15 protein-coding genes and 2 tRNA genes are annotated in these 22,441 nt (G+C 41.9%); 15 read left to right on the forward strand and 2 right to left on the reverse strand.

Annotated features, from left to right (window positions below; translation table 11 throughout):
• The first annotated feature begins 117 nt into the window (after positions 1 to 117).
• The 10 genes from ACESTD_RS13730 to ACESTD_RS13775 all read left to right on the forward strand — a co-directional run bounded on the left by ACESTD_RS13730 (position 118) and on the right by ACESTD_RS13775 (position 10,591).
• Positions 118 to 1,113 (forward strand): MoxR family ATPase, encoded by a 996-nt coding sequence (locus ACESTD_RS13730; protein ID WP_057256497.1) that lies wholly within the window; start codon positions 118 to 120, stop codon positions 1,111 to 1,113.
• A 168-nt stretch (positions 1,114 to 1,281) separates the two neighbouring features.
• Positions 1,282 to 2,151: a DUF58 domain-containing protein gene (locus ACESTD_RS13735; protein ID WP_057256498.1), complete on the forward strand. Its 870-nt coding sequence runs from the start codon at positions 1,282 to 1,284 to the stop codon at positions 2,149 to 2,151.
• 7 nt (positions 2,152 to 2,158) lie between these two features.
• A complete protein-coding gene (locus ACESTD_RS13740; RefSeq protein WP_117600866.1) occupies positions 2,159 to 3,238 on the forward strand; it encodes a hypothetical protein in 1,080 nt (359 codons plus the stop codon).
• Between the two features lie 95 nt (positions 3,239 to 3,333).
• Positions 3,334 to 4,317 carry a VWA domain-containing protein gene (locus ACESTD_RS13745; protein ID WP_005827750.1) on the forward strand — a complete coding sequence of 328 codons (984 nt, stop codon included), beginning with the start codon at positions 3,334 to 3,336 and terminating at the stop codon, positions 4,315 to 4,317.
• 80 nt (positions 4,318 to 4,397) lie between these two features.
• Positions 4,398 to 5,426, forward strand: coding sequence for a VWA domain-containing protein (locus tag ACESTD_RS13750; protein WP_022402392.1), 1,029 nt, complete (start codon positions 4,398 to 4,400; stop codon positions 5,424 to 5,426).
• A complete protein-coding gene (locus tag ACESTD_RS13755) occupies positions 5,423 to 6,133 on the forward strand; it encodes a tetratricopeptide repeat protein (protein ID WP_044468212.1) in 711 nt (236 codons plus the stop codon). The genes ACESTD_RS13750 and ACESTD_RS13755 overlap by 4 nt, the downstream gene beginning before the upstream one ends.
• Before the next feature lie 21 nt (positions 6,134 to 6,154).
• Entirely contained in the window at positions 6,155 to 7,999 is a 1,845-nt protein-coding gene (locus tag ACESTD_RS13760; RefSeq protein ID WP_016273794.1) for a BatD family protein, read from the forward strand.
• A 10-nt stretch (positions 8,000 to 8,009) separates the two neighbouring features.
• Complete coding sequence (locus ACESTD_RS13765; RefSeq protein ID WP_195288625.1) at positions 8,010 to 8,855, forward strand: tetratricopeptide repeat protein; 846 nt, start codon at positions 8,010 to 8,012, stop codon at positions 8,853 to 8,855.
• A 249-nt stretch (positions 8,856 to 9,104) separates the two neighbouring features.
• Positions 9,105 to 9,380 carry a DNA-binding protein gene (locus ACESTD_RS13770; protein WP_085929906.1) on the forward strand — a complete coding sequence of 92 codons (276 nt, stop codon included), beginning with the start codon at positions 9,105 to 9,107 and terminating at the stop codon, positions 9,378 to 9,380.
• An 80-nt stretch (positions 9,381 to 9,460) separates the two neighbouring features.
• Positions 9,461 to 10,591 carry a universal stress protein gene (locus tag ACESTD_RS13775; protein WP_005827758.1) on the forward strand — a complete coding sequence of 377 codons (1,131 nt, stop codon included), beginning with the start codon at positions 9,461 to 9,463 and terminating at the stop codon, positions 10,589 to 10,591.
• A gap of 187 nt (positions 10,592 to 10,778) precedes the next feature.
• Here ACESTD_RS13775 and ACESTD_RS13780 read toward each other — a convergent pair whose 3' ends face one another.
• Positions 10,779 to 12,020 (reverse strand): M48 family metallopeptidase, encoded by a 1,242-nt coding sequence (locus tag ACESTD_RS13780; RefSeq protein WP_005837195.1) that lies wholly within the window; start codon positions 12,018 to 12,020, stop codon positions 10,779 to 10,781.
• A gap of 30 nt (positions 12,021 to 12,050) precedes the next feature.
• Entirely contained in the window at positions 12,051 to 14,579 is a 2,529-nt protein-coding gene (gyrA, locus tag ACESTD_RS13785; protein ID WP_016273790.1) for a DNA gyrase subunit A, read from the reverse strand.
• A 301-nt stretch (positions 14,580 to 14,880) separates the two neighbouring features.
• Between gyrA and ACESTD_RS13790 the strand changes: the two genes are divergently transcribed.
• From ACESTD_RS13790 to ACESTD_RS13810, 5 genes are all read left to right on the forward strand, one after another.
• Complete coding sequence (locus ACESTD_RS13790; protein WP_005837192.1) at positions 14,881 to 17,409, forward strand: ATP-dependent Clp protease ATP-binding subunit; 2,529 nt, start codon at positions 14,881 to 14,883, stop codon at positions 17,407 to 17,409.
• A gap of 111 nt (positions 17,410 to 17,520) precedes the next feature.
• Positions 17,521 to 19,569 (forward strand): molecular chaperone HtpG, encoded by a 2,049-nt coding sequence (gene htpG, locus ACESTD_RS13795; RefSeq protein WP_005837191.1) that lies wholly within the window; start codon positions 17,521 to 17,523, stop codon positions 19,567 to 19,569.
• A 181-nt stretch (positions 19,570 to 19,750) separates the two neighbouring features.
• Positions 19,751 to 22,048, forward strand: a complete 2,298-nt coding sequence (locus ACESTD_RS13800) for a patatin-like phospholipase family protein (RefSeq protein ID WP_008664510.1) — start codon at positions 19,751 to 19,753, stop codon at positions 22,046 to 22,048.
• Positions 22,049 to 22,123: 75 nt separating this feature from the next.
• A tRNA-Arg gene (locus tag ACESTD_RS13805) sits at positions 22,124 to 22,197 on the forward strand.
• 23 nt (positions 22,198 to 22,220) lie between these two features.
• Positions 22,221 to 22,294: transfer RNA gene (locus ACESTD_RS13810), tRNA-Arg, on the forward strand.
• Positions 22,295 to 22,441 lie beyond the last annotated feature (147 nt).

A 22,441-nucleotide genomic window follows, 5' to 3' on the forward strand; every position in this document is an offset into this window, starting at 1 on the left:
AATAAAAATTAGTTGGTATGGTTAATTTATTCCCGTACTTTTGGGAGCGAAAAAAATAATTACCGGTTCAAAACCGGATAAATGAGGAAATTAAACATTAAAAAAATAGAATGATTTATGGCTGAAACAATTGACATCCGCGAACTGAATGAGCGGATTGAAAGACAAAGTGCTTTCGTTACCAATCTTACCACAGGTATGGACCAGGTCATTGTAGGACAAAAGCATCTGGTAGAGTCGTTGTTAATTGGTTTGTTGTCCGATGGACACGTGTTGTTGGAAGGTGTGCCCGGTTTGGCAAAGACTTTAGCTATCAAGACGCTTGCTTCGTTGATTGATGCGCAATACAGCCGCATTCAGTTTACGCCTGACTTGTTGCCTGCCGACGTAATAGGTACAATGGTTTACAGCCAGAAAGATGAAACGTTCCAAGTAAAAAAAGGTCCGGTCTTCGCAAATTTTGTTTTGGCTGATGAAATCAACCGTGCTCCCGCCAAAGTACAGAGTGCTTTGCTGGAAGCCATGCAGGAACGTCAAGTTACTATCGGCAATGAAACTTTCGGGTTGCCCAAACCATTTTTGGTGCTTGCCACGCAGAATCCTATTGAGCAGGAAGGTACTTATCCGCTGCCCGAAGCGCAAGTGGACCGTTTCATGCTGAAAGTTGTAATTGACTATCCGAAGCAGGAAGAGGAGAAACTGATTATTCGCCAGAATATCAATGGAGAGAAGTTCAACGTGAAGCCAATCTTGAAGGCTGACGAGATTATCGAAGCCCGCAAGGTGGTTCGCCAGGTATATCTGGATGAGAAAATCGAAAAATATATTGTCGATATTGTATTTGCTACTCGTTATCCGGAAAAATACGATTTGAAAGAGCTGAAAGACATGATTGGTTTCGGCGGTTCGCCCCGTGCCTCCATCAACTTGGCCCTGGCTGCCCGTAGCTACGCGTTCATCAAGCGTCGCGGTTATGTCATTCCGGAGGATGTGCGCGCTGTGGCACACGACGTACTTCGCCACCGTATCGGCTTGACTTACGAGGCGGAAGCCAGCAATATGACATCTGATGAAATCGTCAGCAAGATACTGAACAAGGTTGAAGTGCCCTAACGCATAATAGAGGTTTTCGTAAACTTGAGGTTTACAATCCAATACCTGAGGTTTAGCGTCGTAAACCTTAGGGTTGAGTACCGAAAACTTCACCCCTTTTCATAGGGAAGTTTCTGTTATAAACTAAATTGCGCTTGTGTGCTTAAATGAGATTATTAAAATAAATCAATGGAAACAACAGAACTTTTGAAGAAAGTCCGTCAGATTGAGATAAAGACGCGCGGACTGTCCAACAATATCTTTGCCGGGCAGTATCACTCTGCCTTCAAGGGTAGAGGTATGGCATTCTCCGAAGTGCGCGAGTATCAGTTTGGCGACGACATACGCGACATTGACTGGAATGTGACCGCCCGCTTCAACAAGCCTTACGTCAAGGTGTTTGAGGAGGAGCGCGAATTGACAGTGATGTTGTTGGTAGATGTTTCCGGTAGTTTGGAATTCGGTACGGTAAAGCAGATGAAGAAGGATATGGTGACGGAAATTGCCGCCACACTGGCATTCTCTGCCATTCAGAATAATGACAAGATTGGTGTCATCTTCTTTTCGGACCGGATTGAGAAGTTTATTCCGCCCAAGAAGGGACGTAAGCATATACTTTACATCATCCGCGAACTGATAGATTTTCATGCGGAAAGCCGGAGGACGAGCATTCGTCTGGGCTTGGAGTATCTGACAAACGTAATGAAACGCCGTTGCACGGCATTTGTCTTGTCCGACTTCATCGACCAGGAAAGTTTCAAGAACGCCATGACCATTGCCAATCGTAAGCATGACCTGGTTGCCGTTCAGGTGTACGACCGTCGTGTGGAAGAATTGCCTCCCGTGGGACTGATGAAGATTAGGGATGCCGAGACGGGACATGAGCAGTGGATTGACACCTCCTCGCGTGCCGTGCGCCGTGCCCATCATGATTGGTGGGTGAACAAGCAGGCGGAATTGAATGAAACGTTTACCAAGAGTAATGTCGACAATGTGTCGGTACGTACCGACCAGGATTATGTCAAGGCATTGATGAATTTGTTTGCGAAACGAAATTAATCGGAAAATGAAAAGATATTTATTTCTGATAGCGTTATTAATAGCATGGTCGGGAAGGGTAGTAGCCCAGTCGGTAACGGTAGATGCTACGATTGACTCTTTGCAGATTCTTATTGGAGAGCAGGCAAAGATAAAACTTCAAGTATCTCTAGATGCCGATAAGCGTGCCATATTCCCGGTATATACCGATACGCTGGTGAATGGGGTTGAAATTATTGATGTGGCCAAACCGGATACGCAATTGCTGAATGATGGCCGGCGTGCATTGATAACTCAAGAGTATACAGTTACCTCTTTTGATTCGGCTCTTTATTATCTGCCGCCTATGGAAGTGACGGTGGATAATGAGAAGTATCGCTCCAAAGCGTTGGCATTGAAAGTATATTCGGTGAATGTCCCGTTAGATCCGGAGAATCCGGAACAGTTTTTCGGTCCCAAAACAGTGATGCAAGCGCCTTTTGCTTGGGAAGACTGGTATGGTCTTATGGCTTGTGGTGCGCTGATTATCCCGATAGGGATATTGCTTGTCTATCTGATAATGCGTTTCTTCGACAATAAGCCTATTATCCGTAAGGTGAAGGTAGAACCTAAGTTGCCTCCCCATCAGTTGGCTATGCAGGAGATAGAACGTATCAAGAATGAGAAGGTATGGCAGAAAGGGGAGCCGAAGGAATATTATACGGAATTGACTGATGCTCTTCGTACATATATAAAAGACCGTTTTGGTTTCAATGCTTTGGAAATGACTTCTACGGAAATCATAGATAAGTTGCTGGAAATGAAAGATAAGGAAGCTCTATCAGATTTGCGTGAATTGTTCCAGACTGCTGATTTGGTGAAATTTGCCAAGCATAATCCATTGGTGAACGAAAATGACGCTAACCTGATTAATGCCATTGACTTTATTAATGAAACCAAGGAGAAAGAAGAGGAGAATGCTAAACCGCAGCCTACGGAGATTACCATTATCGAGAAACGTTCTTTGCGTACCAAGATTTTGCTGGGAGCGGGTATTGTAGTGTTGGCTGTAGCCCTTGTCAGTTCCTTGATATATATTGGATTGGAGTTGTATAATTATTTTGCTTAATACTGAAAAAGTGACTTCAATCGGATATACATGAGTGAAAAATGAGGGATGTTTGGAGCGAAGCTGAATTGTAAATCGTTAAATCGTACATAAATATGGTTTTTGCCAATATTGAATATTTATTTTTGCTGCTGTTGCTTATACCTTATATAGTATGGTATATTATGAAGCGGAAGAATAGTGAAGCTACGCTTCAGATTTCGGATGCCCGTGTGTATGCCCATACCCCTAAAAGCTATAAGAACTACTTGCTGCATGTACCGTTTGTATTGCGGATAATTGCCTTGATACTGATTATTCTTGTTTTGGCACGTCCGCAAACCACCGATAGCTGGCAGAACAGTGAGATTGAGGGTATTGATATCATGCTTGCCATGGACGTTTCTACCAGTATGCTGGCCGAAGACCTGAAACCTAACCGGTTGGAAGCGGCGAAGGATGTAGCGGCAGAGTTTATTAACGGACGTCCGAATGATAATATAGGTATAACTTTGTTTGCTGGAGAAAGCTTTACGCAATGTCCATTGACAGTAGACCATGCCGTATTGTTGAACTTGCTTAAAGATATGAAGTGCGGGCTGATTGAAGACGGAACGGCAATCGGTATGGGGATTGCCAATGCCGTTACCCGTTTGAAGGATAGCAAGGCAAAGTCGAAAGTCATTATTCTGCTGACGGACGGTGTCAATAATAAAGGTGATATTTCTCCTTTGACAGCTGCTGAAATAGCCAAGAGCTTTGGCATTCGCGTTTATACTATTGGGGTAGGAACCAATGGTATGGCTCCTTATCCTTATCCGGTAGGTGGAACAGTGCAATATGTCAATATGCCCGTCGAAATTGATGAAAAGACTTTGACACAGATTGCTGGAACAACGGAAGGTAACTATTTCCGTGCCACCAGCAACTCGAAGTTGAAGGAAGTGTATGAGGAGATAGACAAGTTGGAGAAAACAAAATTGAATGTAAAAGAATACAGCAAGCGCCAGGAAGAGTACCGCTGGTTTGCGTTGGCTGCTTTCTTGTGCGTATTACTGGAGGTACTGTTACGCAACTCTATATTGAAGAAGATACCGTAAAAACGGAGAATGTCTTTTAGTGTATCAGTCATTGCGTAGCCAAATTGTAAATTGTAAATTGCTAAATTGTAAATAAAAAGATGTTTCGATTTGAAGAACCTGCATATTTGTACTTGTTGCTGCTGCTGCCTTTATTGGCGGCCTTCTACTTGTACTCCAATTATCGGAGGAGGAAAGCCATTCGTAAATTTGGTGACCCTATACTGATGGCACAGCTAATGCCGGATGTTTCCAAATACCGTCCGGATGTGAAGTTTTGGTTGGTTTTTGCGGCTATCGGGTTGTTCACGGTACTGCTGGCACGTCCGCAGTTTGGTTCCAAACTGGAGACGGTAAAACGCCAGGGAGTGGAAGTGATGATTGCGTTGGATATATCCAATTCCATGCTGGCACAAGACGTACAGCCAAGCCGCTTGCAGAAGGCAAAACGGCTGGTGGCGCAGTTGGTAGATAAGATGCAGAATGACAAGGTCGGTATGATTGTTTTTGCAGGTGACGCATTTACCCAGTTGCCTATTACGAGTGATTATATTTCTGCCAAGATGTTTTTGGAGTCCATCGATCCTTCGCTGATTTCCAAGCAAGGTACGGCAATTGGAGCTGCAATAAATCTGGCTGCCCGGAGTTTTACACCTCAAGAAGGAGTGGGACGTACTGTTATTGTCATCACCGACGGTGAAAACCATGAAGGTGGTGCCGTAGAAGCTGCTAAGGCTGCTGCAGAGAAAGGTATCCAGGTCAATGTATTAGGGGTAGGTATGCCCGAGGGTGCCCCCATTCCAATAGAGGGTACTAATGATTATCGTCGTGACCGTGAAGGTAATGTAATCGTTACTCGCTTGAATGAGCAGATGTGTCAGGAAATTGCTCAGGCAGGAAATGGTATTTATGTGCGCGTAGACAATACCAATGGTGCACAGAAAGCGATTAGTCAGGAAATCAACAAGATGGCAAAGGCAGATGTGGAAACACAGGTGTACACGGAATTCAATGAACAGTTTCAGGCAGTGGCATGGATTATTCTGCTGTTGTTACTGACTGAGATGTTGATATTGGAGCGCAAGAATCCTCTGTTCCGCAACATTCATTTATTCTCTAATAAGAAATGATGCGTATGTTACAGAAAAAATATATTGGAATAGTTTTGCTGCTGTTAGTGGCAGCTTCAGCTTCTGCACAGAAGGCGGAACGCGATTATATCCGTAAGGGAAACCGTTTTTTTAAGGATAGCGTATATGTGGATGCAGAAGTGAACTATCGGAAGGCTTTGGAGGTAAACCCGAAGTCAACGGTTTCCATGTTCAACCTGGGAAATACATTGACCCAGCAGAACAAGCTGCAGGAAGCGATGGAGCAATATGTGGGAGCTACCAAGATAGAAAAGGACAAATCGAACTTAGCACAGATTTATCATAATATGGGAGTCATCTTTCATTCTCAGAAGGATTATGCAAAGGCGGTAGAAGCCTATAAGGAGTCGTTACGCAATAATCCGAAAGATGATGAAACGCGCTATAACCTTGCTTTGGCACAGAAACAATTGCAAGACCAGCAGCAGAACCAGGATCAGAATCAAGATCAGGATAAACAGGACCAACAGAAGGAGCAGGATAAACAGCAGGATCAGCAGAAAGACCAGCAACAGAATCAAGACCAGCAACAACAACCTTCTCAGCCGGAAAAGAAAGATAATGAGATGTCTAAGGAAAATGCCGAGCAGCTGTTAAACTCTGTCATGCAAGACGAGAAGGATGTGCAGGATAAAGTGAAAAAGCAGCAGGTACTTCAAGGAGGTCGTCTGGAAAAAGATTGGTAACAAACATAATAGGAATAATATATGAGAAAAATAGTTTTCTTATGGATAGCACTGATTGCAGTCAGTATGAATGCCTTTGCCGATGGCAAGGTATCGTTTACTGCGTCCGCTCCTGACGCTGTGGCGGTAGGAGACCAGTTCAGACTGTCGTATACGGTGACTACACAAAAGGTAAGGGACTTTCGTGCTCCTTCTATGAAGGGATTTGATGTGTTGATGGGGCCCAGCCGCTCGCAACAGAGTAGCGTGCAGATGATTAATGGGCAGACGACTTCAACCAGCAGTATTACATTCACTTATATTTTAATGGCGACTGCAGAAGGTGATTTTACTATTCCAGGAGCCACTATCACTGCTGATGGTAACCAAATGGTTTCGAATTCTGTACAAGTAAGGGTTCTTCCGGCAGATCAGGCTGCTAATGGAGCTTCTGGAAATGGTGGCAAACAGAGTGAGGGCACTGCCAGCCGCGCTTCTTCCGGGACATCTGTATCGAATAGTGATTTGTTTATTACAGCTACTGCCAGTAAGATGACGGTGTATGAACAAGAGGCTTTTCTGCTGACATACAAGATATATACCTTGGTGGACTTACGTATGTTTGATAATGTGAAATTGCCTGACTTCAAAGGATTCCATTCTCAGGAAGTAGAATTGCCTAATGACAGAAGATGGGGATTGGAGCATTATAAAGGTAGAAATTATCAGTCTACAATCTATCGTCAGTTTGTGTTGTTCCCGCAACAAGCCGGTAAGCTGACAATTGATGCAGCACGCTTTGATGCTTCCATTGCAAAGGCTACACAAGTTGCTGATCCGTTCGAGGCATTTTTCAATGGAGGAAGCAATTACGTAGAAGTTAAAAAGACAATTTTGACTCCGCAACTGACAATTGACGTAAAGCCCTTGCCGGCAGGTAAGCCAGCCGATTTTTCGGGAGGAGTGGGAGAGTTCAATATAACTTCTTCTATCAATAGTACAAATGTCAAGACCAATGATGCTGTTACTGTCAAACTTGTCATTTCTGGTACCGGTAATCTGAAATTGCTCTCTAATCCGGAGGTTAAATTCCCCGAGGATTTTGAAGTATATGATCCGAAGGTGGACAATAAATTCCGTCTGACAAATTCGGGCCTCTCCGGTAGCAAGGTCATTGAGTATCTGGCAATTCCTCGTAATGCGGGAACTTATAAGATTCCTGCCGTAAAGTTCAGTTATTTTGATATTAATTCCCGTTCGTATAAAACGTTGACTACGGAAGAGTATGAATTGCATGTGGAAAAGGGAGCAGGCAATGCTGCTCAGACTATTGCAAACTTTACAAGCAAGGAAGAGTTGAAAGTATTGAACGAGGATATTCGTTTTATCAAGCAGAATAATGTTACTCTGTCTCCCAAAGGTGATTTCTTCTTCGGTTCGTTGACGTATTGGTTACTTTATTTGATACCGGGTATTGCATTCATTACATTCTTTATCATCTATCGTAAGCAAATAGCAGCCAATGCAAATGTAGCAAAGATGCGTACCAAGAAAGCCAATAAAGTGGCGGTGAAACGTATGAAGCAAGCTGGTAAATTATTGGTTGAGAATAAGAAAGATGCGTTTTATGATGAGGTTTTGAAGGCTCTTTGGGGGTATATCAGTGATAAACTGAACATTCCGGTATCCCGTTTGTCTAAGGATAATATCGAAGAGGAACTTCGTAATTATGGTGTGAATGATGCGTTGATAAAGGAATTCCTCGATGCATTGAATAACTGTGAGTTTGCCCGCTTTGCTCCGGGTGATGATAACCAGGCTATGGATAAGGTATATTCAGCTTCTTTGGAAGTTATCAGTAAAATGGAAAACTCGATAAAACATTAATCAGGAGGAAATGGTAATGAATAAAATATTGTTTTTTACTCTTAGTCTAGTGATGGCAATTACTGCCTATGGGCAGAATTCTGCATCTGTAGATACATTACAGACTGCTAGTGACTCTACATCCGTCGGTTCACATGCGGAATTCTCTGCTGCAAGGCAAGAAAGCAATGTGACAAAGGCTGAAGGTGACAGCGCTTATATACGGAATGATTATGCTTCTGCCATTCAAATATATGAGAATCTGTTAAAGAAGGGAGAGGCTGCAGAGGTCTATTATAATCTTGGCAACAGTTATTATAAGGCAGATGATATAGCAAGAGCTATATTGAATTATGAGCGTGCCTTGTTGTTGGAACCTGGTAATGCTGATATTCGTGCAAATTTGGAGATAGCACGTTCTAAGACAATCGATAAGGTAATCCCAATTCCTGAGGTTTTCTTTGTATCTTGGACTAAATCGTTGATTAATTGTCTTAGCGTAGACGCATGGGCTAAGTTGGGGATTGTGTTCTTTGTACTATTACTCGTTTCGTTCTATCTCTTTTTCTTTTCAAAACAGATTACGGGAAAGAAAGTGGGATTTATTGCAGGAATAGTATTCCAGGTTCTTGTTATATTGAGTAATGTGTTTGCTGCTCAGCAAAAAGGCGAACTGATGGAACGTAACGAAGCTATAGTGTTGGCACCTAGTGTCACAGTGCGTAGTACTCCCAGTGAAAGTGGTACAAGTCTGTTCATTCTTCATGAGGGACGTAAAGTTGAGATAAAAGACAACTCTATGCGTGAATGGAAAGAAATTCGTTTGGAAGATGGTAAAGTAGGGTGGGTTCCAGCTTCTGCCATAGAAGGTATTTAAATTTTCCCTGTATTCTAAAAACAGCTCGTATAAACCCGATAATTCTGCTTTATACGAGCTGTTTCTGTCTATTTTTAGGAGCTTTTTCTCTGTACTTATAATTCTGCATACTTGAAAATGATTATTTTTTGGAGAGGCAATATTCTTTTTGAAAAAAGATAAAGAAATAGTTTGTTTTATCCTTTTTTTTCCTTAAGTTTATAGCGTGATAATAAAAAGTACAGAGTATTAACCATTAAATTTATGAATATGAGAACAATAACATTTAATGAATTACGTAAGATTAAAGACTCATTGCCTAGTGGTAGTATGCATAGAATAGCCGATGAACTTGGACTGAATGTTGACACTGTAAGAAATTTTTTCGGTGGACACAATTTTAAGGAGGGGAAAAGTGTTGGGATTCACTTGGAACCTGGACCAGATGGTGGATTGGTTATGATTGATGATACTACTGTTTTAGAGCGAGCTTTAAAAATTTTAGATGAAATGGCAGGTAAGACTGAAGAAGCTGTTCGAGCTTAAGAAGAGAAAGTTAGATAGAATCCCAATTGCTGACAACAATTGGGATTTCTTGTTTGTTTTAATCTCAAAATCAATGATATATGGAAGATAAATTAGTTACTTTGGCAATCTTAACGTACGCGAAAGCTCAAATATTGAAAAATGTTCTTGAAAATGAAGGTATTGAGACTTATATTCACAATGTAAACCAGATACAACCGGTTGTTTCTTCTGGCGTACGTGTACGTATTAAGGAGAGTGACTTACCTCATGCTCTGAAAATTACTGAAAGCTCTGCGTGGTTATCTGAAGAGGTAGTGGGGGGGAAGTCACCTAAACTGGAGAAGGTTAGTAATAAAGTGCTGATTCCAGTGGATTTTTCCAATTATTCTTTGAAGGCTTGCGAGTTCGGTTTCAATTTCGCTCAGAATATAGGTGCAGAAGTTGTTTTGCTACATGTTTATTTTACTCCTATATATGCAACTTCTTTGCCATACGGAGACGTATTTAACTATCAGCTAAGTGATGAGGAGAATGTAAGGAGTATCTTACAAAAAGTTCATGCTGATTTGAATGCATTATCTGATAAAGTAAAAGAGAAGGTAGCTTCCGGCGAGTTTCCAGATATTAAATATACTTGTGTTTTGCGTGAAGGTATTCCTGAAGAAGAGGTACTCCGCTATACCAAGGAATATCGGCCACGCATTATCATAATGGGAACTCGTGGTAAAAGTCAGAAGGATATTGATTTGATCGGCAGTGTAACGGCTGAAGTGATTGAACGTAGCCGTGTACCGGTATTGGCCATTCCTGAAAATACTCCATTCAAGCAATTTTCTGAAGCTAAGCGTATTGCATTCATTACTAATTTTGATCAACGTGATTTAATAGCTTTTGATTCGCTAATAAATAATCTGAAATCATTTAAGTTTTCAGTGTCTCTGATACATCTTTCAGATGTTCAGAATACATGGAATGAAATAAAACTGGCTGGTATTAAGGAATATTTTCAAAAACAATATCCACAATTGGAAATATACTATGATGTGGTAAAGAACGATAATCTGCTTAGTAGTTTAGACAGTTATATCAAAAGTAATCATATTGATATTATAACATTAACTTCTTATAAAAGAAATATATTTTCGCGCTTATTTAACCCTGGCATTGCCAGAAAGATGATTTTCCATTCTGATACACCATTGTTGGTAATTTATGGAAGACCGAATTAGGTGTTGAATATGGATAATATGGTTTCTGTTCAATATAAGCATTATGTTTAATATAGCGCTGGAATAATTTAATCTAATTTTAATTTCTTCTCTCCCTCACTTAAGAAATAACATTCTTTACTTAATGATATAACAATAATAAAAGCCTAATTAATAATTTAATTAGGCTTTTATTATTATGAAAGTATTACATCAACTTTTCAATTTCTTCGAATTCAGGGCCCATTTGCAAATTATAATACACTCTATACAGACCATTTAACCACAAATCTTTTTGATCAGGTTTCAGTTCTCTTGCCTTTTCATAATAAGGTTTTGCCTTTTCATAGAAAGTCTTCAGAGTAGCCTGGTCTTCTTTATACTTCGGATCATTAATATCTGTAGTTGCTTTTTCTGAGAAATCTTGTGCTTGTAAGCAGTAAATCAAGCCTAAATTAGAGTATGCTTCTGCATAATTAGGATCTACTTCTATAGTTTTTTTATAGAATTCAATAGCTTTATCATAGTCCTTCATATTGTGATAAAGGTAGCCTTTTACATACAAATAGAATGTATTGTTAGGATCTTTAGCCAACATATCATCAGCAAACTGCATAGCTTCGTCATATTTGTTGTTATTGCTATAATAATCAATCAAGTGACCGAAGAAGAATGAATGTTCAGGATATTTCTGGATACCTTCTTTTAAAGAAGCAATCCATTTAACAGTATCACCTTCAGCTTTCAATGCAGTAGAGATAAATTCCATTGCGTATTTCCCAACTTCTTTATCATCTTGCGCATAAGGAGCATACTTCAAAATACTAGGATAATCTTCCATCTTAGCAGCTGCTAAACTTGCATAATATGCTATTTGGGGTAATACTGTATCTGTTTGTAATAGATTTTCCTTTTCAAACATCGGGTTGATAGCAATATCAATGTATGTTGCAAAGAAATCTAATGCTTTTTTATTGTCTTCATTGGCTGCATCGCCTTCTTTCTGTGAGGCCAAATTAAAGAATTGGATACCGCCATTGATTAGATTACCGCGTTCTGCTAAAATTGTAGCAGAATTAGATTTTCTATATTTATTCTTGATTTTGCCCTTTTCATTGGGAATTTGTGCCAATTCGTCACATTTGAAGTAGAATTTACACATGTTCAATGCGCTATTATATACCTGAAGAGTGTCATAAGGTTTTCTCAGATAGGCATTTTCCATTTCTTTCTCACTTCTTTTTCTTTGGATAAGACCTGCTACATCCCACGTTTCGGCATTGTCCTTTGTTTCGGGATTGGTTAAAGCCTGATTTATCAGTTCCTCTGCTTTGGCAAAGTCAGGATTTACTCCGTTAGCAATACTTTTAGCCTCTTTTACGTTCTTTTCTTGGGCGAAAGTAAAGCTTGCGACAAGTAGTAAAACCATTGAAAATAATACTCTTTTCATGATTGTAGAAAATTTAAATTAATATTATGTCTATTCTTCATTTTCATTGTTTACCTCGTTCTGAGGGCTTTCAAGGGTATTTTCTTCCCCCTCCTCTATAAGTTCCTCTTCATTTTCTGAAGTGACTTTACATACAGAGCCGATTTCGTCATTACGTTTCTCAAGGTTGATTAGACGCACACCTTGTGTAGCACGTCCCATGATACGAACATCGGCGACTTTCAGACGGATGGTAATACCAGATTTATTAATAATCATCAAGTCATTTTCATCTGTAACAGACTTGATAGTTACTAATTTACCCGTTTTATCGGTGATATTCATTGTTTTCACACCTTTACCTCCACGATTGGTCTTGCGATAATCTTCAATATCCGAACGTTTGCCATATCCTTGTTCCGATACAACCATAATTGTTTCCGCTTCAGGATCTTTGATGCATATCATACCTACTACTTCGTCTTGACCGTCTTCATCCAATGTCATACCACGTACACCGGTGGCAGTACGTCCCATAACGCGCACAGCACTTTCATGGAAACGAATGGCACGTCCGTTACGGTTGGCAATGATGATTTCATTGTCGCCGTTTGTCATACGCACTTCGATTACACGGTCGTCTTCACGGATAGTGATAGCATTTACACCATTTTGGCGAGGACGTGAATACTGCTCAAGCAATGTTTTCTTAATGACACCATTCTTAGTACAGAACAATACATAATGGCTGTTGATAAATTCTTGGTCGTTCAAGTTCTTCACGCGCAAATAGGCGTTTACAGCATCGTCAGAGTCGATATTCAACAAATTCTGGATGGCACGACCTTTCGAATTCTTAGTACCTTCGGGGATTTCGTATACCTTCAGCCAGTAACACTTACCTTTCTGTGTAAAGAACATCATGGTATTATGCATGGTTGCAGGATAAATATGCTCTACAAAGTCTGCATCGCGGGTTTCGGTACCTTTGGAGCCTACCCCACCACGGTTTTGCGCACGGAATTCGCTCAGCGGTGTGCGTTTGATGTATCCCATGTGCGAGATGGTGATAATCATTTCATCATCTGCATAGAAGTCTTCCGGATTGAATTCTTCTGATGAATAGACAATTTCCGAGCGACGTTCGTCACCATACTTCTCTTTTACTTCAATCAGTTCATCTTTAATGACTTTGCGGCAGAGTTCGTCATTGACAAGGATTTCTTCCAAATAAGCAATCTGCTTCTGAATTTCCTCATATTCGGCGTGCAGCTGGTCTTGCATCAATCCTGTGAGCTGACGCAAACGCATTTCAACAATGGCACGTGACTGAATTTCACTGAGTTGGAATCGCTCCATCAAACCTGATATAGCATCATTCGGGGTTTTAGCAGCACGGATAATCTTGATTACTTCGTCGATATTATCAGATGCAATGATTAATCCTTCCAGAATATGTGCACGTTCTTTGGCCTTGCGCAAATCATACTGAGTACGGCGGATGACTACGTCGTGTCTGTGCTCAACGAAGTATTTTATCAAATCCTTCAGATTCAGCAGACGTGGACGGCCATGTACCAATGCAACATTGTTCACACCAAAAGATGTCTGCAGCATTGTCATCTTGTAGAGCTTGTTGAGTACAACGCTGGCATTTGCATCACGTTTTACATCAATAACGATACGCATACCTTCACGGTCGGATTCGTCATTAGCATTGGCAATACCTTCAATTTTCTTTTCGTTGGCCAAATCGGCTATATTCTTAATCAATTCAGCTTTGTTGACACCATAGGGAATTTCTGTCACAACGATTTTATCGTGCGTCGAACCAGTCTCAATTTCGGCTCTAGCACGCATTATGACACGTCCGCGTCCCGTGAGATAGGCTTCGCGAACACCGCTCATACCGTATATATAGCCTCCGGTCGGGAAATCAGGAGCTTTGACATACGTCATCAGCTCTTCTATATCGATGTCATTGTTTTCGATGTATGCAATACAAGCGTCAATAACCTCAGATAGATTATGGGTCGGCATATTGGTAGCCATACCTACGGCAATACCAGATGCACCATTTACCAAAAGATTCGGAATACGGGCCGGCATGACGGTAGGCTCTTGCAAAGAGTCATCGAAATTGTTCTGCATGTCAACAGTCTCTTTCTCAAGGTCTGTCATCATGTCTTCACCAATTTTTCGCAAACGACACTCTGTATAACGCATGGCAGCAGCACTGTCACCGTCTACTGAACCGTAGTTACCTTGTCCATCTACCAACATGTAACGCATTGCCCAAGGCTGAGCCATACGTACAAGAGCTCCGTAAACGGACGAGTCGCCATGAGGGTGATATTTACCTAATACTTCACCTACAACTCTGGCTGATTTTTTATAAGGTTTGTCGGAGGTATTTCCTAATCCCATCATTCCGAAAAGAATTCTTCGGTGAACGGGTTTAAAACCATCTCTAACATCCGGAAGGGCACGTGAAACAATGACCGACATAGAGTAGTCAATGTACGATGACTTCATTTCCTCCTCGATGTTAATCTTTATAATTCTGTCTTGTTCAAGCATTTAAAAAGATTATTAATTATACATTTTCGGGTTCGTGAAAAACCACGCTAAAGTACTGCTTTTTTACGATATACAAAAGTTTTCCTCCATAAACTTTGTTGCCTGCAACATAAATATGGAAGTACTCCCTCCCTTCCTCACCAAATTGCTATTAATATATAAGGTGTAAAGTGGAAAAACAGATTTGAAATTTATGGCACGGGATTTGTATACTATTAAATCAGTTAAATATGATACGCTGAATTAATAAATGCGTATCTTTGTCGTGGATAACCTTTTTAATTGAGGAGAATTATAAAATATGAACAATCAATTTTCACAAAGAGTTTCAGACATAATTACTTATAGCAAGGAAGAAGCCAATCGATTGAGAAATCGCTATATTGGTCCGGAACACCTTCTGCTCGGCATGCTGCGTGATGGCGGAGGAAAAGCTATTGAAATATTGTTGAAACTTGATATAGATTTAAAACGAGTAAAAAGTCGTCTGGAGGGTTTCCTAAAGGATGCCGAGGACGATACTCTCTTGCCGGACGCTGAAGTGCCCTTGTCCCCGATGACGGCTAAGATATTGAAGATGTGTATGCTTGAAGCGCGTTTGCTGAAAAGTGCAACTGCCGATACGGAACATGTATTGCTGGCTATTTTGAAAGATGGCGACAATCTTGCTGCAACTGTTTTGGAAGAACACCGGGTGGATTATCAGGCTGTATTTGAACAGCTTTCGATGAAATCGACCAATCCGAATGCGGGAATGGGATTCACCGAGGATGATGAAGAGGATGAAGAAGATATGAATATGTCTCGCTCCTCCCGTACTGGGGGGGCTGGTTCGGCTTCGGCTGCACAGGCTGCATCCAGAAAGCCGTCCAATGATACTCCTGTGCTGGACAATTTCGGCGTAGACATGACGCGGGCTGCCGAAGAAGGCAAGCTGGACCCGGTTGTGGGTCGCGAACGCGAGATTGAACGTCTGGCGCAAATCTTGAGCCGCCGTAAGAAGAACAATCCAGTGCTTATCGGTGAACCAGGAGTCGGAAAATCTGCCATCGTAGAGGGTTTGGCATTGCGTATTGTGCAAAAGAAAGTTTCGCGCATTTTGTTTGAAAAGCGCGTGGTGATGCTTGATATGGCCTCTGTGGTGGCGGGAACAAAATACCGTGGTCAGTTTGAGGAACGTATCCGCTCTATCATCAACGAGTTGCAGAAAAATCCGAATGTCATCCTTTTCATCGATGAAATCCATACGATTGTAGGTGCCGGTGCTGCTGCCGGTTCCATGGATGCTGCCAATATGCTGAAACCAGCTTTAGCGCGTGGTGAAATCCAGTGTATTGGAGCTACCACTCTCGATGAATACAGAAAGAATATCGAGAAAGACGGTGCTTTGGAACGTCGTTTCCAAAAGGTGATTGTAGAGCCTACCACAGCTGAAGAAACGCTTCAGATATTGAAGAATATCAAGGAGAAGTATGAAGACCATCATAACGTGAGCTACACGGATGAAGCCCTGGAAGCATGTGTCAAGTTGTCAGCACGCTATATAACCGACCGCAACTTCCCGGATAAAGCTATTGATGCTTTGGACGAGGCGGGTTCGCGTGTGCATTTGACGAATATTAATGTTCCGAAAGAAATTGAGGAACAGGAAAAGCTGATTGAAGAGGCACGTAGCCTGAAGGCTGAAGCTGTAAAGTCACAGAATTTTGAGCTGGCTGCCAGCTACCGCGACCGTGAGAAGGAACTTTCTGTCCGCTTGGAGGAGATGAAGGTTGAGTGGGAAGCCCGTTTGAAGGATGACCGCCAAACGGTAGGTGAAGAGGAAATAGCCAATGTTATTTCAATGATGTCCGGTGTACCCGTACAGCGCATGGCGCAGGCAGAAGGACTTAAACTGGCCGGAATGAAGGAAGAACTACAGGCGAAGGTGATAGCTCAAGATGCTGCGATAGAGAAACTTACCAAAGCAATCTTGCGTAGCCGTGTAGGGTTGAAAGACCCGAACCATCCCATCGGAACCTTTATGTTCCTTGGCCCTACTGGTGTGGGTAAGACGCATTTGGCAAAGCAATTGGCAAAATATATGTTTGGCTCTGCCGATGCCTTGATACGTATCGATATGAGCGAGTATATGGAGAAATACACCGTATCTCGTATGATTGGTGCCGCTCCGGGATATGTGGGCTATGAGGAAGGCGGCCAGTTGACTGAAAAGGTGCGTCGCAAGCCGTATTCCATTGTCTTGCTGGATGAGATTGAGAAAGCCCATCCGGACGTGTTCAACATCTTGCTCCAGGTACTGGATGAAGGTCGTTTGACTGACAATTATGGCAGAACCATCGATTTCAAGAATACGGTTATCATTATGACCTCCAATATCGGTACGCGGCAGTTGAAGGAATTTGGCCGTGGCGTAGGTTTTGCGGCGCAAAACCGCACGGATGACAATGAACATTCGCGCAGCGTGATACAAAAGGCTCTGAACAAGACCTTTGCTCCCGAATTCTTGAATCGTTTGGATGAAATCATTACTTTCGACCAGCTCTCTTTGGAGGCCATCACAAAGATTGTGGACATTGAGCTGAAAGGTTTGTACGAACGGGTTGAAGCAATTGGTTACAAGCTGGTTGTGGAGGATGATGCAAAGACATTCCTTGCTTCGAAAGGGTACGATGTACAGTTTGGTGCGCGCCCATTGAAGCGCGCCATTCAGAACCACTTGGAGGATGGACTTTCCGAGCTGATAGTGGCGGAGGAGTTACAGCCGGGTGATACGGTAAACGTATCAGTAGACAAAGAAAAAGACGAGCTGAGCATCAGGAAGGCATAAGCTGTTCTTTATAAAAACCGTCAAAATGTCAGTCCTTATGGGCTGGCATTTTTTTTGTGCTATATCTGCCGGAATAATTAAAAATATAAATCTAAAAAATATAAATGTAGTATGCAAAAAGGTAATATTGGGGTAACTACTGAGAATATCTTCCCCGTCATTAAAAAGTTCTTGTATAGTGATCATGAAATTTTTCTCCGTGAGTTGGTTTCTAACGCGGTTGATGCTACACAGAAGCTGAAAACACTCTCCTCTATCGGTGAGTTCAAGGGTGAAGTTGGCGATTTAACCGTACATGTCTCGCTGGGAAAAGATACCATTACGGTGTCCGACCATGGTATAGGTCTTACGGCTGAAGAAATAGACAAGTATATTAACCAGATAGCTTTCTCTGGCGCCAATGACTTCCTTGAGAAATATAAAAACGATGCCAACGCCATCATCGGCCATTTTGGATTGGGTTTCTATTCGGCTTTTATGGTTGCCAAGAAAGTCGAAATCATCACTAAATCCTATCGGGAAGGCGCCCAGGCTGTAAAGTGGACATGCGATGGCAGTCCGGAGTTTACGATTGAAGACACTGATAAGGCAGAACGTGGTACGGATATCGTTCTTTACATAGACGATGACTGCAAGGAATTCCTTGAAGAAGCGCGCATTTCCTCTTTGTTGAAGAAGTATTGCAGCTTCCTCCCTATCCCGGTTGCATTCGGCAAGAAGAAAGAATGGAAAGACGGCAAGCAGGTTGAAACTGCCGAGGATAATATCATCAATGATTCCAACCCGTTGTGGACGCTGAAACCCAGCGAATTGAAAGATGAAGATTATAAGAAGTTCTACCGTGACCTTTATCCTATGTCCGACGAACCTTTATTCTGGATTCATCTGAATGTGGATTATCCGTTCCACCTTACCGGTATTCTGTACTTCCCCAAAGTGAAGAGCAACATCGAGTTGAACAAGAATAAGATTCAGCTCTATTGCAACCAGGTATATGTGACGGATTCGGTGGAAGGTATTGTTCCCGACTTCTTGACCCTGCTGCATGGTGTGCTCGATTCACCGGACATTCCATTGAACGTTTCCCGTTCTTATTTGCAGAGCGATGCCAACGTGAAGAAGATTTCTACATATATCACGAAGAAGGTGTCAGACCGTTTGCAGTCTATCTTCAAGAATGACCGTAAACAGTTTGAGGAAAAGTGGAATGACTTGAAAATCTTCATCAACTACGGAATGCTTACGCAGGAAGATTTCTATGATAGAGCCAAGGATTTTGCCCTTTTCACCGATACAGACAGCAAATATTATACTTTCGAAGAGTATAAGACGTTGATTAAAGATAACCAGACGGATAAGGATGGAAATCTGATTTATCTGTATGCCAACAATAAAGATGAACAATACAGCTACATAGAGGCCGCTACGAATAAAGGATACAATGTGCTGTTGATGGATGGACAGCTGGACATTGCGGTGGTGAGCATGTTGGAACAGAAGTTCGAAAAGGTTCGCTTCACTCGTGTAGACAGCGATATTATTGATAATCTGATTGTCAAGGAAGACAAGAAGAACGAAGCGTTGGAAGCCGGCAAGCAGGAAGTTCTTTCTTCCATCTTCAAGAGCCAGTTGCCCAAGATGGATAAGACGGAGTTCAACATCACGGCGCAGGCTTTGGGCGAAAATGCCACTCCTATCATGATAACTCAGAGCGAGTACATGCGCCGTATGAAGGAAATGGCGAATATCCAGGCTGGAATGAGCTTCTATGGCGAAATGCCGGATATGTTTAACCTGGTATTGAATTCAGACCATAAGCTGGTAAAAGAAGTTCTGGCAGATGAAGATAAGGAATGTGCTGCTGCCGTTGCTCCGGTTCAGGCAGAGATGGATGAAGTGAACAAGCAGCGTACTGACCTGAAAAAGAAGCAGGAAGGCAAGAAAGATGAGGATATACCGACTGCCGAAAAGGATAAAGTGAATGAGTTGGATAAGAAGTGGGACGAACTGAAAACACAGAAAGAAGGCATCTTCGCCGATTATGCTGCCAAGAATAAGGTTGTCCGTCAACTGATAGATTTGGCACTGCTGCAGAATGGTATGTTGAAAGGTGAAGCTTTGAACAACTTTGTCAAGAGAAGCATTGACCTAATAAAATAAGCCCCTTTAAATTTGCATTTAATATATGCAAGGGTATTGTGATTCTTCGGAGTCGCAATACCCTTTTTTTATTCATTTTCACCAATTAGGGTGTGATTTTCTTCGTTGAATACGGCATTTTTAGAAACTATTGTTTATATTTGGGGCAATGAACATTTATCTTACTCGGAATAGCATAGTTATGAAAAGAGTTTTATTGTTTTTTTCGTTTCTTCTATGTGGCTTTATTTTACAAGCTCAGAAAGTGGGGCTTGTACTGAGTGGCGGTGGAGCAAAAGGCATGACTCATATAGGCATTATCCGGGCTTTGGAAGAGAATAATATCCCCATTGATTATATAACCGGAACCTCTATGGGAGCTATCATCGGTTCTCTGTATGCTATGGGGTATTCCCCGGACGATATGGAGGCGCTGTTGCGCTCTCCCGACTTTAAGCGTTGGTATTCGGGCAAAGTGGAGCCTAAATACGAGTATTATTTTAAGAAGAATCGTCCTTCACCGGAATTTTTTAATATCCGTTTTGCTTTTAGGGACTCGCTGCATATAAAGCCCCAGATACTTCCCACAAGCATGGTCAACCCCATACAGATGAACCTGGTATTTGTGGAATTGTTTGCACGTGCTACGGCTGCATGTGGCGGTAATTTCAACAAACTGTTTGTTCCTTTTCGCTGTATAGCATCCGATGTGTACAATAAAAAGCCATTGGTATTGAGTAAAGGGGATTTGGGAGATGCGGTACGTGCTTCCATGAGCTTTCCATTTGTCTTCAAACCGATAGAAATAGACAGTACGCTTGCTTATGATGGCGGCATTTACAATAATTTCCCTACGGATGTGATGCGGGAGGATTTTCATCCGGATGTCATTATTGGCAGTGTGGTAGCGGCCAATCCCGGTAAGCCGAAGGAGAATGACCTGATGAGCCAATTGGAGAATATGATTATGCAGAAGACCGATTACTCCATTCCGGACTCGTTGGGTATAGTCATGACCTTCAAATATGATGATGTCAACTTGCTGGATTTTGACCGTCTGCAGGAATTGCACGATATAGGCTACAATCGTACCCTTAATATGATGGATTCCATCAAAAGCCGTGTTCATCGTAGGGTGAATGCTGATAATGTGCGTTTGAGGCGTCTTGTCTTCCGGAGTAACCTGCCTCAATTCCGTTTTCGGGATATCATTATTGAAGGGGCGAATGCCCAACAGCAAGCCTACATCAAAAAAGAGTTCCATGATGAAGAGCATGAAGTCTTTACTTATGAAGACTTGAAGCGCGGGTATTTTCGTTTGCTGGCAGATAATATGATTTCGGAAATAGTTCCTCATGCTGTGTATGATTCGGAATCCGATTTGTATGAGCTGCATTTGAAGGTGAAGATGGAGGATAATTTTTCCGTGCGTCTGGGGGGCAGTGTCTCTACCACGAGCTCAAATCAAATCTATTTGGGAATAGGATATCAGAACTTGAATTATTATTCCAAGGAAATCACTTTTGACGGTCAGTTGGGTAAGATTTATAATAATGCCCAGTTGATGGGTAAGATTGATTTGCCTACCCACATATCTACGTCCTTTCGTTTTATTGCTTCAATCAGTACCTTCGATTACTACAAGAAGGACAAGCTGTTTTCCAGGAATGACAAACCTTCATTCAATTCAAAGGACGAACGTTTTGTGAAGTTGATGGTTGCCTTGCCGTTTTTGGCCAATAAGCGTGCGGAGTTCAGTCTGGGATATGGCCAACTGGAAGATAACTACTTTCAATCCAGTGTAATAGATTTCGATAAGGACCGTTCGGACAGAAGTACCTACAAACTTTTGGGAGGTTCCATCGGTTTCTATGGGAGCACCCTAAATACGCGGCAATACGCGACAAAAGGTTATCTGGAGAAACTGATAGCCCAGGTATTTACCGGGAGGGAAAGATTTGAACCGGGGAATCCGCAAGAAGGGTACAGTCCTTCTCCGCAAGAGCGGCAATCATGGTTACAAATCTCTTATATGAAAGAGGCATATCACACGATGGGGCCGAAATTCACCCTGGGATGGATGGCAGAAGCACTGTATTCATCGAAGAATTTCTCTGAGAATTATACGGCAACCATGATGCAGGCAGGAGAATTTGCACCGACTCCGCATAGTAAACTGATGTACAATGAAGCTTTTCGTGCCAACCAGTATGTGGCTGCCGGTATCAAACCCATATATGTTTTGAACGACATGTTCCAGTTCCGGACAGAATTTTATGGCTTTACACCGATTTTTCCGATAAAAAAGAATGCATTGAATAAAGCATATTATGGAAAAGCATTCTCCCGCTTTGAGTATATGGGAGAAGTTTCTGTTATTTGTCATTTGCCCTTCGGAGCCATCTCTGCTTATGTAAATCATTATAGCTCACCGAGAAGGGAGTGGAATGTGGGGATGACCATCGGCTGGCAGTTGTTTAATTATCGCTTTGTCGAATAAATTTCTTCAAAAAAAGTTTGTATATCGTTTGCTAATTCGGAAAAAGTACGTATCTTTGCACCCGTTAAACAAAGAGGCCGCGTAGCTCAACTGAATAGAGTAGCTGACTACGGATCAGCCGGTTACAGGTTTGAATCCTGTCGCGGTCACAAGTTTTCATAATTTTTTTAAGGGTCGCGTAGCTCAACTGAATAGAGTAGCTGACTACGGATCAGCCGGTTACAGGTTTGAATCCTGTCGCGATCACAAAGAACCTCCGCAAGTTTTCTTGCGGAGGTTCTTTGTTTTTACAGCAATGGCATATAGTTGATGTTCTGGGTCAACGTAACAATCTGAGGTATTTTATATTTAAGCATATAATTTAGCAAGTCTATATAAGAAAAAAGCTCTATC

It is taken from the genome of Bacteroides sp. AR20, from assembly GCF_964250605.1.
GTDB lineage: Bacteria > Bacteroidota > Bacteroidia > Bacteroidales > Bacteroidaceae > Bacteroides > Bacteroides uniformis.